Source organism: Proteiniclasticum ruminis DSM 24773 (assembly GCF_000701905.1).
Taxonomy (GTDB): domain Bacteria; phylum Bacillota; class Clostridia; order Clostridiales; family Clostridiaceae; genus Proteiniclasticum; species Proteiniclasticum ruminis.
The window spans coordinates 86,260-102,090 of sequence record NZ_JNKC01000004.1 but is presented as its reverse complement, the minus strand read 5'-3'; the positions used below and the strand labels follow the sequence as shown (position 1 = coordinate 102,090).

Here is a 15,831-nt window from a genome sequence, read left to right as displayed (position 1 = left end):
TTGAAGGTGAGTAAAAACAATGATTAAAGAAGTAATTGTGGTTGAAGGAAAAGATGATGTGTCAGCGGTGAAAAAGGCGGTGGACGCAGAGGTGATTTCTGTCAGCGGATATGGCATCAATAAAGCCTCCATGGACAAGATCAAAGAAGCCTCCCGAAGGACCGGGGTCATCATACTGACGGATCCGGATCACGCAGGAGAAAGAATCAGGCGGATGATTGCCAAAAGAGTGCCAGAGGCCAAGCATGCTTATATCATGCGGGAGGAAGGCTTTAAAGATGGAGACATCGGTGTGGAGAATGCGGCCCCTGAAGCCATCTTAAGAGCCCTCTCCAAAGCGAAAGCAGTGATGGAAGACCCTGTCATTACCTTCAGTATGAGGGATATGCAGTATTTTAAGCTAACGGGTGCACAAGATTCCAAAAACAGAAGACAGATTTTAGGAAAGGCACTGGGGATCGGTTATGGAAATTCCAGTTCCTTCTTATCCAAACTGAATTCTTTCAGGATTTCAAAAGAAGAGTTTATGGAAGCGGTTGTGAATAATTTTGAGGAGTTTAGGGATGAGTAATACAAGAGAATTAGTAGAGAAGTATCAGTTCAGGTTCACCAAGAGTCTGGGTCAGAACTTTCTTGTGGACCAGAACATTGTAAGAGACATTGTAAAAGGAGCAGAGGTGTCCAAAGAGGATTATGTCATTGAAATTGGTCCAGGGGTGGGAACCCTTACGAGGGAACTGCTGAAAGAGGCAGCTTCTGTAACCGCCATAGAACTGGATGACAAGCTTCTGCCCATTCTAAAGGAAGAGCTGAAAGAATATGAGAACTTTCATCTCATCCATGGAGATGCCACAAAGGTGCAGCTGGATGCGGTCTATCCAGGAAAAGAGATCAAGCTCGTGGCAAATCTTCCATACTATGTGACTACGCCCATCATCACGAAGATTCTGAATGACAAGGTAGTGTTTTCCTCTTTGACCATCATGATCCAAAAGGAAGTGGCAGAGAGAATGGATGCTGTGCCTGGAACTAAAGATTATGGGAGTTTATCGGTGCTGGTCCAGTATTATTGTGACACGAAAATCGTGAGAAGTGTCCCACCGGAATCTTTTATGCCAAGACCTAAAGTGGATTCCACTGTCATCCGCCTGACAAAGCTTGAAAAGCCCAGAGCGCATGTGGAAGATGAAGCACTTTTCTTTAAGATTGTTCGGATGGTGTTCACCATGAGAAGAAAAACTCTCTCAAACAATCTGAAGTCCCTAGGATATACCAGGGAGTTCATTGAAGAAGTGCTGGAGGCAGCGGGCATTGATCTGAAAGCCAGAGGGGAAACCTTGTCTGTGGAGAAATTCGCAGAGCTTTCCAATGTCATTAAGGAGAGAGTGAAATGAGCAGGAGGAAAAGACTGACGGCTTTTTTCAGTCTGCTTCTCGTGATGCTTCTTTTTGTGGGATGCGGCAGACTGGAAGATCTGAAAGTGAAATATGGTTTCAAGAATACGGATTTTGAATACTTAAAGTCCCCAGATATTTCCACCATCATCATTCAAAGCACAAGAGACAAGGGATTCCGTTTCATCGTCACAGATAAAAGCACCATCAACGGCCTTTATGAGAGCCTCTCTTCCGCAAAGCATGCAGAGGAGATTATAAGCCATGAGGCGGACTATATCTTTGAGATCCATGATCTGGACGGAAATGTACGGTACTACAATTATGTGGCGGGTATGTCCAATCAGAAGAAAGCAAACTTCTACAGTGAGGACGGGAAGTACATTGTGACGGACCGAATCGACAATCATCTTATTCAAAACCTCTATGCCATCCGGAAGCCAAAGTTCTTCGAGGACATTTATTATGGGTCTTTTCTGCACCTTATCAAAATGGTGAAAGAAGAGTATAATGGAAAGAGTATTGGCATAAAATTCTATAATGATGTGGAGACATTAAAGTACCAGCTTTCCAGAGACATCGAAGATTTCAGGGAGAAAGCCCTGAAAGAAGGCGCTGTGATTCTTTCCCATGGAGAGAAAGCAGATGTGGTCTTGGAGGTCAAGACCCAAGGGTATACCACCATCGTTTATAAAGCAATGGTGACGGCAAAGGTGGAAAGCGACCATACAACGAAGGTATACTACGTTTATGGAAAGTATGCCAATGAAATGACAGGATGGGAAACGATCCTGTCAGATACTAAACCGGAAGGATTCTAGGGAGGTTCTTATGATTAAATGTGCAACTTGCGCAGTAAAGAATAAATGTCTCAAAGACATGAAATGTGACTTGATCAAACCTAAGTATGGGAAGATCAAACATGTGGTGGGTGTCATCAGCGGAAAAGGCGGTGTTGGAAAGTCCACCGTCACAGGAGTGCTTGCAGTTCAGCTGAGAAAGCTCGGCTATAAGGTGGGCGTCCTGGACGGAGACATCACAGGTCCATCCATGCCAAGATTTTTTGGTCTGGAGAAGGAAAGAACTGGATATGCGCCTACAGACGTAGAAAATGTGTTCAAGTTTGTTCCAGTGGAAACGGGCCTTGGCATCAAGACCATTTCCATGAACTTTATGATTGAAGAGGAGGAGCCTCTTCTTTGGAAAGGTCCAGTACTTGGCAACGTCCTCATGCAGCTCTTCACAGATACGGACTGGGGTGAACTGGATTATCTTCTCATCGATATGCCGCCAGGAACGGGAGATGTGGCCATGACCATCATGGAGCAGTTCCCTGTGGATTATCTTGTGATGGTGTCCACTCCTCAGAATATGGTTTCCATGATTGTGCAGAAAGTGGTGAACATGGCAGAGAAGCTGGAGATTCCTGTAAAGGGCGTGATCCAGAACCTGTCCTACATCAAGTGCAACCACTGTGGCGAGAAGATGAATGTGTTCACAAGAAACACTGCAGAAAGCCAAGCGGAAAAAATGGGACTGCCACTGCTTGCGGAGCTTCCCATAAACCCTGATTTCAGTGAACATCTGGAGGCAGGTCAGGCGGAAAGATTCTCTGCAACAAATCCAGAGTATGACGTCATCATGGAAGCGTTCAGAAACGATGAGCAGGAAATATACGCAAGAAATAAAGCGGTAAAGAAAAAGACCATTCCATTCCTATAGAAAAAACACCATCTGGAGAGTATCATCAATCCGGATGGTGTTTCTTATTTGCAGAAAAAAAGGGAGCTTTTGGCTCCCAATAGTCATGATCTATAGTGCATGGGTCTCGTGTTTCTTCAGCGTCAATTGCCTCCGGCTCCCTAAGGTTTTCATGAATCTCTCCCAGGGCAGCACCGTGATGATGACGAGAAGAATCACCGTCTCCAGAAGAACAAAGCTTCCATTGTAGCTGATGGAGTAGAGCCAGAGTCCAAGGCCTTCCTGCTGGCCAACGGGGGCATAGGAAGCAAAGAAAATCACGCCGGACAGCACATGCATGAGAAGTCTCAGTACCTGCCCCACAATGCTTCCAAAGTGGCGCTGCCTGAAGTATCCGGAAGCGCCGACCAGCATGAAGGGCAGCGGATAGTCAAGAAGAGTCTGCAGTGGATGAATGATGTAAGGTCCCAGGAAAAGGTTCACGACGCCAAAGAGGAATCCAGTGAGCATCCCCACTTCAGGACCATGGGCAAAGGCCATGATGACGATGGGAAGTGTAGAAGCTAACGTTACGCTTCCCCCCTGTGGCATCTTGAAGAGAGGGAATGCGTTCAGCACTGCACAAATGGCCACAGAAAGACTGATCTGAGCCATGAGAAGTGGCGTCAGCTTCACCTTTTTTACCACCATCACAAAGACGATGAGGGCGAAAAGGATCACCAGGGCACCGATGGACGTGGGATTGGTGACGAGGGACTGAAGCGCTTCTTTTACGCTTTCGAGTAGATTGGACATAATTTTACCTCCTTTTTTTCGAAGGCTAGGATTAAAACAAAAACTGCCTTACTTTTTAGGGTAAGGCAGTTAAAACATTCGTTTATCCGCTTCCCTACGCTGGTACTAACCAGATCAGGTAACAGGGTTGACAATGATATTGTCTCTCAGCTTGTTGAAAGCACCCCTAGCCATGGCTCTATTGTAGTATTACTGTTATTATTTGTCAAGTAGTGACCTAAGTGAACATCCGCTCCACTGCGATACCGATGAGGCCACGTCCTGTATGCACGCCAAGTGCAGGAGAAATCTGTCTGAACTCCAGGGACAAAATGCCAGGAAGATCCTTGATTCTTTCCACCATATCCTGGGCTTCTTTTTTTGCACCACCATGCATGACATAAACTTTACACTTGGTCTTCTCCAGGTTTTCTTTTAAAATGCTCACAAGCTTCATATAAGCCTGTTTGGTTCCTCTTGCTTTATCCAGGGTGACGTAGATTCCTTCCTCGTTGACATAAATGATGGGCTTGATGTTCAGCATCTGCCCAATGGTCCCGGAAACCTTACCGATTCGGCCGCCTTTGATGAGATATTCCAAGGTGGCCAGGCAGTAGTAGGTGTCTACACTCTTTTTCTCTTCTGGCAGAGCTTCTTTGATCGCCTCGAAGGAGAGACCGTCTCTGACCATTTTTGCAGCCTTCAGTGCCATAATCCCTTCTGAGATGGACAGATTTTTGGTGTCATAAATGTAGGTTTCTATTTCTGGGTGCTCCTCCGCCACGAGTTTTACGGAATTTGCCGTACCGGAAAGTCCACCGGAGATCATGACGCCAATGGCATGAGTGTATCCTTCCTTCTTGAGCTCCGTGAAAAGGGCATCGATGTCTGTGCCTGTGGGCAGACTGGTTTTTGGCACTTCTACTTCCAGATTGCCGTACACTTCATCTGCGCTGATCTCCACGCGGTCCCGGTAGGAACTGTCTTTATAAATGATCTGTAGCGGAAGGAACCGGATGCCGTATTCTTTCAGTTCCGCATCGGTCAGGTCACAAGCGCTGTCTGTAAATATTGCGATTTTTTGCATAGTTTCCTCCAAAAGAATGTTCTTTTTCTAAAGTATAACACCTGGGACCATCCCATTCAATGAAGAAGCCGTGAACAGAGAGGGAAAAAACCTCACAGGAAAAGCACTTTGAAGTACAGAGATTTTTATTCTATACGCAGGTTTTTCAGTTTTTGATACTTTTTCTCATCTGCTTCATGTAAAATAGAGAGTAGAGATCAAATTTGAAAGGGGTACAATACATGAAAATAACCATCGGAAATCAATATGATGCAGAACTGATTCTAGTTTCAAAGGATCTGGTTCCAGCTGCCTATGGAGACATCGTAGAACAGCTGAAAGGAAAGAATCTTTTCAAGGGAGAAGAAGGAGAAGTTTACAGTTATGTGAATCTTTCTGAAGATAAAACTCTGGTGTTCCTGGGACTGGGAGAAGAAGCAAAAGTAGAGGAAGAAATTCTAAGACTTGCTGCTTTTAAGGGAGCGAAGGAACTGTCCAAGCTGAAAGTGCAGAAAGCCACGGTGTCACTGAAGAAGCATGCGAACCTGTGCTATAAAAAGTCTACAAAGGCTTTTGCAGAAGGACTTTACCATGCAGAATACAGATTTGACAAATACCTTTCCAAGAAACAGGAGTTCCATCTGGAGGAAGTCTCCTTTGGACTGCTGGAAGGAAAAGAAGAAAAGGTGTTGCCTGGATTAAAGGAAATGGAGCATCTTATGGAGGGTGTGTTCCTCACAAGGAATCTCATCAATGAACCTGCCATCACTCTGACACCAGTGGAACTGGCCGAAAGAGCAAAAGAAGCTTTAGAACCACTGGGTGTGGAAGTGGAGATTTTAGACAGAGCAGCCTGCGAGGCTCTTAATATGAAAGCGTTTCTGGCCGTTGCCAAGGGATCCACCAATGAACCCAGAGGAATCATCATGCGCTATAAGGGTGGCCAGGATGAAGCCCCACTGGGCCTTGTGGGTAAAGGTGTCACCTTTGATACAGGTGGATACTCCATCAAGCCAGGTCCTTCCATGTATACCATGAATGGAGATATGGGTGGTTCCGGTGCGGTGATTGGTGCCATGAAGGCCATTGCACTGAACCAGCTGAAGAAGAATGTCACTGCGGTGGTTCTTGCCACAGATAATGTGATTTCTGGAGATGCCTATGTGCCTGGAGATGTTGTGGGCAGTATGCTGGGCAAGACCATTGAGATCCACAGTACAGATGCAGAGGGCAGACTGACCCTGGCGGATGCTGTATACTATGCCATCACCCATGAACATGTGGTTGAGGTTGTAGATGTGGCAACATTAACTGGAGCCTGCGTGGTTGCGCTGGGTGCATTCAATACGGGTGCCTTCACCAACAATGAGGAGCTTCTTGATAAAATCAAGACAGCGGCAAAAGAAGCGGGAGAACCGCTCTGGCAGCTTCCATTATCCAAAGAGTATAAGAATCTCATCAAGGGAGACCGTGGAGATCTGAAGAACACTGGTGGAAGATGGGGTGGAGCCAGCACAGCGGCAGCCTTCATCGAAGAGTTCGTAGAAGGGAAGCCATGGGTGCATTTGGACATCGCAGGCACATCAGACATTGAAAGTGCCAGAGGATATCTGCCTAAGGGAGCAACAGGTATGCCTGTGAAGACTCTTTACTACTATGTGAAGGGTGAGAATAAAGGCGGCTGTTAAGGCGGATCTTTATGGAGAATATTTGGAGGTGATTTCATGTATCAGAACAGATTGGAAGCATTGAGAGGGAAGATGAAAGAGCATGCGCTGTCCCAGGTGCTGGTGACGGACGCAGCGTCTATCTTCTACCTTACAGGCAAGTGGATTGAGGCGGGAGAAAGACTCCTGGTCCTCCTGGTGAAGGAAGCGGGGAAACCTTGTCTTTTCATCAATGAACTGTTTCCGGAAAAGGAATCAGAGGAGCTTGATTTTGTGTGGCTGAAGGATACCTCTGATGCCATCATTATTTTGTCAGAGCATTTGGAGAAGGGGAAAACCATTGGAGTAGATAAGAACTGGCCATCGGGCTTTCTCATTCGCTTGATGCAAACCATGGGTACCAGTGATGTGACGAATTCATCCATTCTTCTGGATCAAATCAGAGCCATTAAAGATGAGGAGGAGCAGAAGCTCATGAGAGCAGCCTCCAGACTCAATGATGAAGCGATGCATATGCTCATCGAATCTTTGGAAGAGAATATGTCGGAGCTGGAAGCGGAAGATCTGCTGAAGAAGATCTATTTTGATCTTGGCGCAGAAGGATATTCTTTTACACCCATCATCGCTTTTGATAAAAATGGCGCGAATCCGCATCATGAGAACGGAGGAAGACTTCTGAAACATGGGGATGCGGTGATTCTTGACATCGGGTGCAGAAAAAACAATTACTGCTCGGATATGACCAGAACCATTTTCTTTGGTGAAGCGGGAGAAAAAGAGAAAGAAGTCTTTGAAACAGTGCTGGAAGCCAATAAGAAAGCCATCTCTTTGGTGAAACCGGGCGTAAGATTCAGTGATATTGACAGAGCTGCCCGAAGTGTCATTGAAGAAAAAGGATATGGACCCTATTTTACCCACCGTACAGGGCACTCCATTGGGATTGAAGTCCATGAAACTGGAGATGTTTCTTCGGCCAATGACAGCCTTCTGGAACCAGGGATGATTTTCTCTGTGGAACCAGGGATTTATCTGGAAGGGAAGTTTGGTGTCCGGATTGAAGATCTTGTCCTAGTGACAGAAGACGGCTGCGAAGTACTGAACAGTTATCCCAAAGAACTATATTTGAAATAAATGACAGTAAAAGGATCCGGTGAGGAGTTCACCGGATCCTTTGAGTTTATATATGGCTATTTGCTACTTTTCCTCCGCTCTTGGAATCAGAAGCACCGAGGTCTTGGCGCGTCTGGCCAAGTTATTGCTGTTGCTGCCGATGAAAAGATCCATCATGATGCCTTTTCCCTGTCTTCCTAAAATAACGAGATCAAAGTGCTTTTCATCAATGGCGCGGTTGATTTCTCTAAAAGGTCTGCCGATTTCAAGGACTACCTCCACTTCCACGTCGCCTTTTTCTTCCAAGCGTTTTCGTAAGGCATCCAGCCGGTCACGGTCAATCTGGTTGAATTCAATGATCCGATAGTCCAGATAAGGGCTGATTTTTGCGATGTCCTGAATGTGCATGAGCGTAACTTTCTTCAGGCCTTTCTCCACCATTTTTTCAAGGTAGGTGAATGCATGATAGGCGTTTTCTGAGAAATCTGTGGGGAAGAGCACGTGGCTCATTTCGTTCAGACCATCCTGTGGGATGGAGCTGAAGCTTCCGTCTTCTTCTTCTTTCACTCTGACCAGAAGGATGGGTTTACTTGGCATCTGAATGAGTTCATAAGCAAACTCTGAATCGAAAATCCTTTTGCCAATAGAAGATACTTTTGCGCCAGCAAGGATGAGGGAGTCATAGGGTTCCATATACTCTACGAGGTCGTGAACTTTTTCTACAGGAAGTCCTTCAAGATCCATGGATTCCAAAGTATAGCCCATCTCTTTCAGATCTTCCAGATCCTTTGAGACGACCTCTGGATCATATTTTTCATGTCTCTTCTCTGGATGGGGAAGCAGATGGCTGGCAAGGGTAATCTCCTCCGCGCCCAGAAATTTCAGAGACTTTGCAAACTGAAGCACGTGATGGTCATAAGGAAGCTGTTCTTTGATGACGAGTAGGTTTTTAAACATCATTAAGTCCCCCTTTGTCTATGGTTGTTATCTCTATTTTACCACCAATATATTGAAAATTAAGACAATTTAACGGAAAATTTATAAATGAAATAATATACGAAAGAAAAAAGAGCCCGAAGGCTCTTTTTAGAATTCTGCATTTCCTGTGGTTCTTGGGAAGGGAATGACGTCTCGGATGTTTGTCATGCCAGTGATGTACATGATGAGGCGTTCAAAGCCCAGTCCATACCCGGCATGCTTCGTACCGCCGTATTTTCTAAGCTCCAGGTACCACCAGTAATCTTCCTCATGAAGACCCAGCTCCTTGATACGATCTACTAGGACATCCATACGTTCCTCTCTTTGGGAACCACCGATGATTTCACCAACGCCCGGAACGAGGCAGTCCATGGCTGCAACGGTCTTTCCATCCTCATTCTGTCTCATATAGAAAGCTTTGATCTCCTTAGGGTAGTCGGTAACAAAGATCGGCATTTTGAAGATCTCTTCTGTAAGATATCTTTCGTGCTCAGTCTGCAGATCGCTGCCCCACTTGACAGGGTATTCAAATTTCTTGCCGGACTTCTCCAGAAGCTCTACGGCTTCGGTGTAGGTGACTCTCTTGAATTCTGAGTTTACAATGAAGTTCAGTCTCTCCAGGAGGGTCTTATCCACAAACTGGTTGAAGAAAGCCATTTCTTCTGGCGCTTCTTCCATGACATAGGAGATGACATATTTCAGCATATCCTCAGCAAGCTTCATGTTGTCCTTAAGATCCGCAAAGGCAATCTCAGGTTCGATCATCCAGAACTCTGCAGCATGTCTTGCAGTGTTGGAGTTTTCTGCACGGAAGGTAGGGCCGAAGGTATAAACATCCTTAAAGGCCATGGCATAAGCTTCAGCGTTCAGCTGACCGGATACCGTAAGGTTTGCCATCTTGCCGAAGAAGTCTTCGGTGTAGTCCACGTCTCCTGCTTCGGTCAGAGGAGGGTTCTTAGGGTCCAGTGTGGATACATGGAACATTTCTCCTGCACCTTCTGCATCGCTTCCTGTGATAATTGGAGTATGCACATAGACAAAGCCTCTTTCCTGGAAGAATTTATGGATGGCAAAGGCAGCCAGGCTTCTGACTCTAAATACTGCAGAGTAGGTGTTTCCGCGAGGTCTTAAGTGAGCGATGGTTCGTAAGTATTCAAAGGTATGACGTTTTTTCTGCAGCGGAAAATCTGAGGAAGAAGCTCCCTCCAGAAGAATTTCGCTGGCTTTGATCTCAAAGGGCTGCTTGGCATCAGGGGTATAAATCACTGTACCCTCCACGGTGATGGCGGTGGCAATGTGATATTTGGCTACTTCCTGAAAGTTCTCCAGAGACTCGTCAAAAACAATCTGCGCGTTTTTAAAGAATCCTCCATCATTCAGTTCAATAAAACCAAAAGATTTGGACACTCTGGAGGTGCGGATCCAGCCGTTGAGGCGGACTGACTGACCTTCATAGTCCTGTGCGTTTCTATAAAGTTCTTTTACTTTTACCATGGGACTTCACTCCTTTATTTTCTTCGTTTTGTTTTAGTGTATAAAAAAAGACCATCGTCTCCACAAAGGGACGAGGATCTCGCGGTACCACCCAATTTACAGAGCTGTGCCCTGTCAACTTTATCCGATAACGGCAGGTCCGTCCCTCTGTACTCTTCCTTCCAAAGAGATGCTACGGGTCGTTTTTCGAAAAGGTCCTTACTGCCAGGCTTCCACCATTCCCGGCTCTCTACAAGAGGTTTCCTTTTGTACTCTTCCCATCTTCACATTTGTCATTTGTGCTTTCCTAAGTATATAACAAAACCCCTTGGCTGACAAGGGGTGAAAAGCTTTGTTGAAAGCTTTGGAGCTGAGAGGCCTGTTCTACAGAAATAGCTCCAGCTGGAAATCCCGGGGATCATTTTCATATAGCACCGGATTGATTTCTGATGCTTCCACGGCGCCTTGGATAAAATAGAAGGCAATGGTTTCCTCGGCAGATCCTGCGCAGATGTAGAGTTTTTCTGCGCCCCAGGAGGATGCAGACTCTTTCGCATGATGAAGGAGCAGGGTGCCGATTCCTTTTCCCCGGTGGGGGAGAGAAATGAAAAGCTGATCCAATAATACATATCTTGAAGTGGAGCCGAAAACTTCCGGATCCACTGTGATGAATCCAACCAAAGCACCATCCTCATGAAAAGCACCACAGGCAAATCCACCGGATTGTATGGTTTTCTGGAGTCTTTTCAAATGATTTTCAAAACCTTCCGGAAAATCAGGATCCTGATAATTGATTTCCACCAGCTGCCGAATTCCATCCACTTCCCGGTAGGCGCGCCTGATATATTGGGAAGCGTTGATTTCCCGGATGCGTCCGGATTCTTCAAGTTCCAGCCTTCGGCAATGAATCTTCATCATAGGCACCTCCAACTCTTTTCTAGTCCAGTAGAGGTTCTAAAGCCTCTGCCACTTTCACGGACTCTCCCGCACCCATGGTGAGGATGATGTCTCCTGGCTGGGCGATATCTTTCAGGTATCTTGCTGCTTCGTCAAACTCTGTCACATTGATGGTTTTCACCGTTTTTCTCGCTCGGATGGCATCTCCCAGCTCTTCGGAGGAGACAAGACCAGTGTCTGGCTCTCTTGCTGCAAAAATCGGCAGAAGGAGAAGCGTATCCATGTCATCAAAGCACTCTGAGAACTCCTGAAAAAGTGCTCTTGTTCTGGTGTAGGTATGAGACTGGAACACCACGTGGATTTTATTGTGCTTCATCTTTAGGACAGTCTCCAGGGCATTTTTGATCTCCCCTGGGTGATGGGCGTAATCATCCAGAACGATGATGCCGTTTTTGGTATAAAGGTGCTGGAATCTTTTATCGACCCCTTCATACCCTTCCAGTCCTTTTTTGATCCCTTCCATAGAGATTCCCGAAGAAAGGGACGCGCCAATGGCACCTAGTGCATTATAGATATTGAACTCACCTGGCACCTTCAGATGGATGGGCATTAGAAGCCTTCCATCATGGACCACATCAAAGGAAGCTCTTCCCATCTCATCAAACTTTATATTCTCTGCTTTCAGTCTGCCTTTATGAATCCCGAAGGTAAGGACTTCCACTTCAGCATTCTGAAGAATGTAGTCCATGTTCGGATCATCGGCGTTGGCAACCACAGTACCTTCTTTTGGCATAACGGTGATATATTCCTTGAACGTATCTAAAATGTGCTGAAGATCTCTGTAGTAATCCAGATGGTCTGCTTCCACATTGAGGATCAGTGCCACTTTTCCTGGGAACTGCATGAAGGATGCTTTATATTCGCAGGCCTCCGTAATAAAGAAATCGCTGTCTCCAATACGGTAATTTCCACCAATGAGTGGAAGATTTGCCCCCACAAGAATGGTGGGGTCTTTTTCATCCGCTAATGAAATGGCAGACAGCATGGAGGTGGTGGAGGTCTTTCCATGGGTTCCGGTGACAGCTATGGAATTGGTGAAGTTCTTGATGAGGTGACCTAAGAATTCTGCCCGGTCATAGGTCTTGATGCCCTTTGCCCGTGCTTCTTTTAGCTCCTCGTTGTCTTCCCGGATGGCAGCTGTATAGACGACGATGTCCTGGTCTGTAATATTTTCTTTATGATGGCCATTAAAAATGATGGCGCCTCTTTCTTTCAGTTTCTCTGTATTTTTGGACTCTTTAAAATCAGAGCCAGTGACCTTTACCTGATTGTTCAGAAGGATGGCAGCAAGACCGCTCATGCTGACTCCGCCGATTCCGATAAAATGAACCTTCTTATTCTCATACTCTTTTAAATCAAACAACATTTTTTCTACACTTCCTTCCTTACCTATCATATACCAAAAATCAGGAGCCAGAAAGTGCTTTTTAATCGGAATGAAGTAGGGAATATAAAAAAAACACTTGGTATTGATACGAATATTCGTGTTAGATGTGTTGAAAAACATTCGATTTTAAGCTAAAATATAGAATGAGAATAGTTTAGTAGGAGGTCCGTTCATGCAGAAGTATTCGAGGAACAGCCGAATCAGTGCAATCACCAAGATTCTAATCGAAAATCCCAATAAAATTATGAGTCTCAATTATTTTTCAGAAATGCTCAATGCCGCGAAATCCACCATCAGTGAGGATATTCTTGTCATCCGTGAGATTCTGGAAGCCATGGATATGGGCAAAGTGGAAACTATTGCTGGGGCAACTGGTGGAGTCCGTTATCTGGCCAGAATGAGTAGAGAAGAGGAAGAGGCCTTTCAAGAGTCCATATGTGAGACACTAAGGGATAAATCAAGGATTGTTCCTGGTAATTTTCTTTACATCACGGACATCATGCTGGATCCCACCATTGTGCACAAAGCAGGTATCATCCTGGCCTCCAAGTTTGCCAAAGTAAAGGCAGACTATGTGATTACGGTGGAAACAAAAGGAATCCCTCTTGCTTATGAGGTAGCCAGATATTTAGGCGTACCTCTCATCGTCGCAAGAAAGAACTCCAAAGTCACAGAGGGCACAAGTGTCACCATCAACTACGTGTCCGGAACCACAGGAAGGCTCGGAAACATGGGGCTTGCGAAGAGAACATTAAAGTCCTCCTCCAAGTGTCTTTTCATTGACGACTTCCTGAGAGCTGGGGGGACAGTCCACGGAATCTCAGATCTTTTAAATGAGTTTGACTCAGAACTGGTAGGCATCGGCGTCCTTGTGGACAACAAGGAAGTGGTGAAGAAGATGCCTACAGGGTACGTGTCTTTGGTGGATTACAGAGGTGTGGATGAAGAAGGAAACATCAGTGTAGAAGCATCCAGAAGACCATAATTGAAACATAGGAAATGAAAAGGAGCATTCCGGCTGGAATGCTCCTTTTATATGGGAAGGGTTTTTAGAAACTACTTGAGTTTATCGAGGGTTTCCCAGATGCCAGTCATATAGGAGGCACCCAGTGCTCTGTCGTAGAGTCCATAGCCTGGACGTCCGGTTTCGCCCCAGATCATTCTTCCATGGTCTGGTCTCAGATAGCCGTCGAAGCCGTTCTTATGAAGCGCCTTCATGATGGCCACGATATCCAGGGATCCGCATGGGGAATAATGAGCACTTTCTTCAAAGCTGTCATCTTCGTAGAGCTTGACGTTACGGATGTGCATGAAGTGTATTCTGCCCATGGCCGCATATTTGTCCACCATAGCCACCACATCATTCTTGTTGCTGGAACCGAAGGATCCAGTACAGAAGGTGAGGCCATTGTATTCACTGTCCACAAGTTTCAGGAAGCGGTCCAGATTTTCTTCGCCAGTGATGATTCTTGGGAGTCCGAAGATGGAGTATGGTGGATCATCCGGATGGATGGCCATTTTGACCCCTGCTTCTTCTGCTACAGGAATAATCGCCTTCAGGAAATACTCCAGGTTTTCGAAGAGCTTCTCCTCATCCACACTCTTGTATTTTTCAAAGAGATCATTGAGATCCTTCTTGGTGTAGCTTGCATCCCATCCTGGGAGAGAAAGTTCACCAGTGAGCGGATCCATTTTTTCCAGCTGCTTCTTGAAATACACAAGAGCGGTGGAACCGTCTGGAAGAACATAATCCAGTTGAGTTCTTGTCCAGTCGAATATCGGCATAAAGTTGTAGCAGATTACTTTTACACCAGCACTGCCAAGTCTTCTGATATTTTCTTTGTAGTTTTCGATGAACTTCTCACGGGTGGGAAGTCCCAGCTTGATGTCCTCATGGACGGGTACGCTCTCAATGACATCAAAATGAAGACCATTGTCTTCTGTGGTCTTTTTGAGCTTTTCGATGCTTTCCACAGACCATACTTCGCCAACGGGCACATCGTACACTGCGGTCACAACGCTATACATATTAGGGATTTGTCGGATGTAGCCGATCTTTACTGGATCGTCTTCTCCGTACCAGCGGAAAGATAATTTCATTCCATTCAACTCCTGTACATTATTATTTATTGGGTCATGCTGCCAAATGTCTTTTTGTCTGAAACAAAGCGGACTGCAAATTCCACGGAGGATTTACAAACTGTTTAAGCTTTGTTCACAAACGTGAATTTCATAAGAAATCGCTTTCTTTCTTCCATAGTACCACAAAAAGGAGATTTCTGAAGATGATGATACTTGCTATGGGACTTGCAAATATTGCTCATTATAGATTAAGATGGAAGTACTACGATAAGGGAGCTAAAATCATGGCGAAGAGAAACAATGATTATTCCACAAGGCAACATATGGAACGTACGGACTATGAGCTTTTTTACTATAAGCATAAACAGTTCAAAAATGTCTCCCTGCACCACCATGATTTTTTTGAGGTGTATTATTTTGTGAACGGTGAAGTGGAGTACCAGATCGAAGGCCGAAATTACCACCTGTTTCCTGGGGATATCATTCTAGTGAACCATAAAGAGCTTCATCAGGCAGTCATCGGTGAAACCGAAAAAAACTATGAGCGGTATGTGCTCTGGATCAATAAAGAGTATCTGAAATCCTTGTCCAGCCGGAAAACGGACTTAACGAGATGTTTTCTGGATAAGAACAAAAAGACACTTCTTCGCATGAGTATGGAAAACCAGCAGCTGCTAAGAGGAATCTTGGATAAGCTTCATGCGGAGGAAACCCATCGGGGGTTTGGAGAGGATTTGCTCCCGAAGGCACTTCTTATGGAACTGATGGTGGAGCTGAACCGGATGTCCTTTGAGGAAGAGGAGACGCTTCCGCCACAGATTAAGAAAAATCAGCTCATTGATTCGGTGATCAGTTATATCAATGAACATCTGGAAGAAGAGATCTCCATGGATGATCTGGCTTCCCATTTCTATATCAGCAAGTATCATCTTTCCAGAGAGTTCAAAAAGTACACTGGAACTACACTGTACCGATATGTGGTGCAGAAAAGACTCATCAAAGCCAAAGGGCTCATCCTGGAGGGCCAGCCCATCACTTCTGTATATGAGAACTGCGGGTTTGGTGATTATTCTAATTTTTTCCGGGCATTCAAAAATGAATATGGCATCACACCCAAGGAGTTTCTGTCTGTGATGGCAGAACGGGAGAACTTAGGACTCGTGGGCAGTGTGGAAGACAACAAGGGGCCCTCTTTCTGACGAAGGGGCCTTTATTTTACAACAAAAGAGTATTCAATGAAAA

At 45.4% G+C, this 15,831-nt stretch carries 15 protein-coding genes, 1 riboswitch and 1 other annotated feature; of the genes, 8 read left to right on the top strand and 7 right to left on the bottom strand.

Features of this window, described 5'->3' with window-relative positions:
• The first annotated feature begins 19 nt into the window (after positions 1-19).
• The 4 genes from rnmV to T487_RS0105305 are packed head-to-tail and all read left to right on the top strand — an operon-like array spanning position 20 to position 3,116.
• Positions 20-571 carry a ribonuclease M5 gene (gene rnmV, locus T487_RS0105320; RefSeq protein WP_031574964.1) on the top strand — a complete coding sequence of 184 codons (552 nt, stop codon included), beginning with the start codon at positions 20-22 and terminating at the stop codon, positions 569-571.
• A complete protein-coding gene (gene rsmA, locus T487_RS0105315) occupies positions 564-1,394 on the top strand; it encodes a 16S rRNA (adenine(1518)-N(6)/adenine(1519)-N(6))-dimethyltransferase RsmA (protein ID WP_031574960.1) in 831 nt (276 codons plus the stop codon). The genes rnmV and rsmA overlap by 8 nt, the downstream gene beginning before the upstream one ends.
• A complete protein-coding gene (locus T487_RS0105310; protein WP_051651531.1) occupies positions 1,391-2,215 on the top strand; it encodes a YhfM domain-containing protein in 825 nt (274 codons plus the stop codon). Before rsmA ends, T487_RS0105310 begins: the two co-directional genes overlap by 4 nt.
• A 10-nt stretch (positions 2,216-2,225) precedes the next feature.
• The gene (locus T487_RS0105305) at positions 2,226-3,116 is read left to right on the top strand and encodes an Mrp/NBP35 family ATP-binding protein (RefSeq protein WP_074542626.1); all 891 of its coding nucleotides are present in this window, start codon (positions 2,226-2,228) and stop codon (positions 3,114-3,116) included.
• 90 nt (positions 3,117-3,206) lie between these two features.
• Here the strand turns inward: T487_RS0105305 and thiT are convergent, their stop codons facing one another.
• Positions 3,207-3,890, bottom strand: coding sequence for an energy-coupled thiamine transporter ThiT (thiT, locus tag T487_RS0105300; protein WP_051651530.1), 684 nt, complete (start codon positions 3,888-3,890; stop codon positions 3,207-3,209).
• Between the two features lie 74 nt (positions 3,891-3,964).
• A riboswitch (TPP riboswitch) is annotated at positions 3,965-4,068 on the bottom strand.
• A 39-nt stretch (positions 4,069-4,107) separates the two neighbouring features.
• Complete coding sequence (locus T487_RS0105295; RefSeq protein ID WP_031574948.1) at positions 4,108-4,956, bottom strand: DegV family protein; 849 nt, start codon at positions 4,954-4,956, stop codon at positions 4,108-4,110.
• Positions 4,957-5,177: 221 nt separating this feature from the next.
• Between T487_RS0105295 and T487_RS0105290 the strand changes: the two genes are divergently transcribed.
• Together T487_RS0105290 and T487_RS0105285 are read left to right on the top strand one after the other, a co-directional pair.
• Entirely contained in the window at positions 5,178-6,623 is a 1,446-nt protein-coding gene (locus T487_RS0105290) for a leucyl aminopeptidase (protein ID WP_031574944.1), read from the top strand.
• Between the two features lie 36 nt (positions 6,624-6,659).
• A complete protein-coding gene (locus tag T487_RS0105285; protein WP_031574941.1) occupies positions 6,660-7,733 on the top strand; it encodes a M24 family metallopeptidase in 1,074 nt (357 codons plus the stop codon).
• 63 nt (positions 7,734-7,796) lie between these two features.
• Here T487_RS0105285 and T487_RS0105280 read toward each other — a convergent pair whose 3' ends face one another.
• The 4 genes from T487_RS0105280 to murC all read right to left on the bottom strand — a co-directional run bounded on the left by T487_RS0105280 (position 7,797) and on the right by murC (position 12,486).
• A complete protein-coding gene (locus T487_RS0105280; RefSeq protein WP_081827556.1) occupies positions 7,797-8,672 on the bottom strand; it encodes a universal stress protein in 876 nt (291 codons plus the stop codon).
• A gap of 126 nt (positions 8,673-8,798) precedes the next feature.
• Entirely contained in the window at positions 8,799-10,184 is a 1,386-nt protein-coding gene (gene asnS / locus T487_RS0105275) for an asparagine--tRNA ligase (protein ID WP_031574936.1), read from the bottom strand.
• Positions 10,185-10,247: 63 nt separating this feature from the next.
• Positions 10,248-10,457 (bottom strand) — a binding site (T-box leader).
• A gap of 90 nt (positions 10,458-10,547) precedes the next feature.
• A complete protein-coding gene (locus tag T487_RS0105270) occupies positions 10,548-11,081 on the bottom strand; it encodes a GNAT family N-acetyltransferase (protein WP_031574933.1) in 534 nt (177 codons plus the stop codon).
• Between the two features lie 19 nt (positions 11,082-11,100).
• A complete protein-coding gene (gene murC, locus T487_RS0105265; protein ID WP_031574930.1) occupies positions 11,101-12,486 on the bottom strand; it encodes a UDP-N-acetylmuramate--L-alanine ligase in 1,386 nt (461 codons plus the stop codon).
• 193 nt (positions 12,487-12,679) lie between these two features.
• Here murC and purR point away from each other — a divergent pair, with 193 nt between their 5' ends.
• Positions 12,680-13,492 (top strand): pur operon repressor, encoded by an 813-nt coding sequence (gene purR, locus T487_RS0105260; protein ID WP_031574928.1) that lies wholly within the window; start codon positions 12,680-12,682, stop codon positions 13,490-13,492.
• Positions 13,493-13,563: 71 nt separating this feature from the next.
• On the opposite strand, the gene uxuA is transcribed toward purR, so the two are convergent.
• Entirely contained in the window at positions 13,564-14,607 is a 1,044-nt protein-coding gene (uxuA, locus tag T487_RS0105255) for a mannonate dehydratase (protein ID WP_031574926.1), read from the bottom strand.
• Between the two features lie 185 nt (positions 14,608-14,792).
• Between uxuA and T487_RS0105250 the strand changes: the two genes are divergently transcribed.
• On the top strand, positions 14,793-15,788 hold the full coding sequence (locus tag T487_RS0105250; protein ID WP_242848020.1) for an AraC family transcriptional regulator: 996 nt from the start codon (positions 14,793-14,795) through the stop codon (positions 15,786-15,788).
• Positions 15,789-15,831 lie beyond the last annotated feature (43 nt).

What these genes read in the sequence shown, in the direction of transcription:
- rnmV (WP_031574964.1), top strand. Translation starts at nt 20, where the DNA reads ATGATTAAAGAAGTAATTGTGGTTGAAGGAAAAGATGATGTGTCAGCG.
- rsmA (WP_031574960.1), top strand. Translation starts at nt 564, where the DNA reads ATGAGTAATACAAGAGAATTAGTAGAGAAGTATCAGTTCAGGTTCACC.
- T487_RS0105310 (WP_051651531.1), top strand. Translation starts at nt 1,391, where the DNA reads ATGAGCAGGAGGAAAAGACTGACGGCTTTTTTCAGTCTGCTTCTCGTG.
- T487_RS0105305 (WP_074542626.1), top strand. Translation starts at nt 2,226, where the DNA reads ATGATTAAATGTGCAACTTGCGCAGTAAAGAATAAATGTCTCAAAGAC.
- thiT (WP_051651530.1), bottom strand. Translation starts at nt 3,890, where the DNA reads ATGTCCAATCTACTCGAAAGCGTAAAAGAAGCGCTTCAGTCCCTCGTC.
- T487_RS0105295 (WP_031574948.1), bottom strand. Translation starts at nt 4,956, where the DNA reads ATGCAAAAAATCGCAATATTTACAGACAGCGCTTGTGACCTGACCGAT.
- T487_RS0105290 (WP_031574944.1), top strand. Translation starts at nt 5,178, where the DNA reads ATGAAAATAACCATCGGAAATCAATATGATGCAGAACTGATTCTAGTT.
- T487_RS0105285 (WP_031574941.1), top strand. Translation starts at nt 6,660, where the DNA reads ATGTATCAGAACAGATTGGAAGCATTGAGAGGGAAGATGAAAGAGCAT.
- T487_RS0105280 (WP_081827556.1), bottom strand. Translation starts at nt 8,672, where the DNA reads ATGATGTTTAAAAACCTACTCGTCATCAAAGAACAGCTTCCTTATGAC.
- asnS (WP_031574936.1), bottom strand. Translation starts at nt 10,184, where the DNA reads ATGGTAAAAGTAAAAGAACTTTATAGAAACGCACAGGACTATGAAGGT.
- T487_RS0105270 (WP_031574933.1), bottom strand. Translation starts at nt 11,081, where the DNA reads ATGATGAAGATTCATTGCCGAAGGCTGGAACTTGAAGAATCCGGACGC.
- murC (WP_031574930.1), bottom strand. Translation starts at nt 12,486, where the DNA reads ATGTTGTTTGATTTAAAAGAGTATGAGAATAAGAAGGTTCATTTTATC.
- purR (WP_031574928.1), top strand. Translation starts at nt 12,680, where the DNA reads ATGCAGAAGTATTCGAGGAACAGCCGAATCAGTGCAATCACCAAGATT.
- uxuA (WP_031574926.1), bottom strand. Translation starts at nt 14,607, where the DNA reads ATGAAATTATCTTTCCGCTGGTACGGAGAAGACGATCCAGTAAAGATC.
- T487_RS0105250 (WP_242848020.1), top strand. Translation starts at nt 14,793, where the DNA reads ATGATGATACTTGCTATGGGACTTGCAAATATTGCTCATTATAGATTA.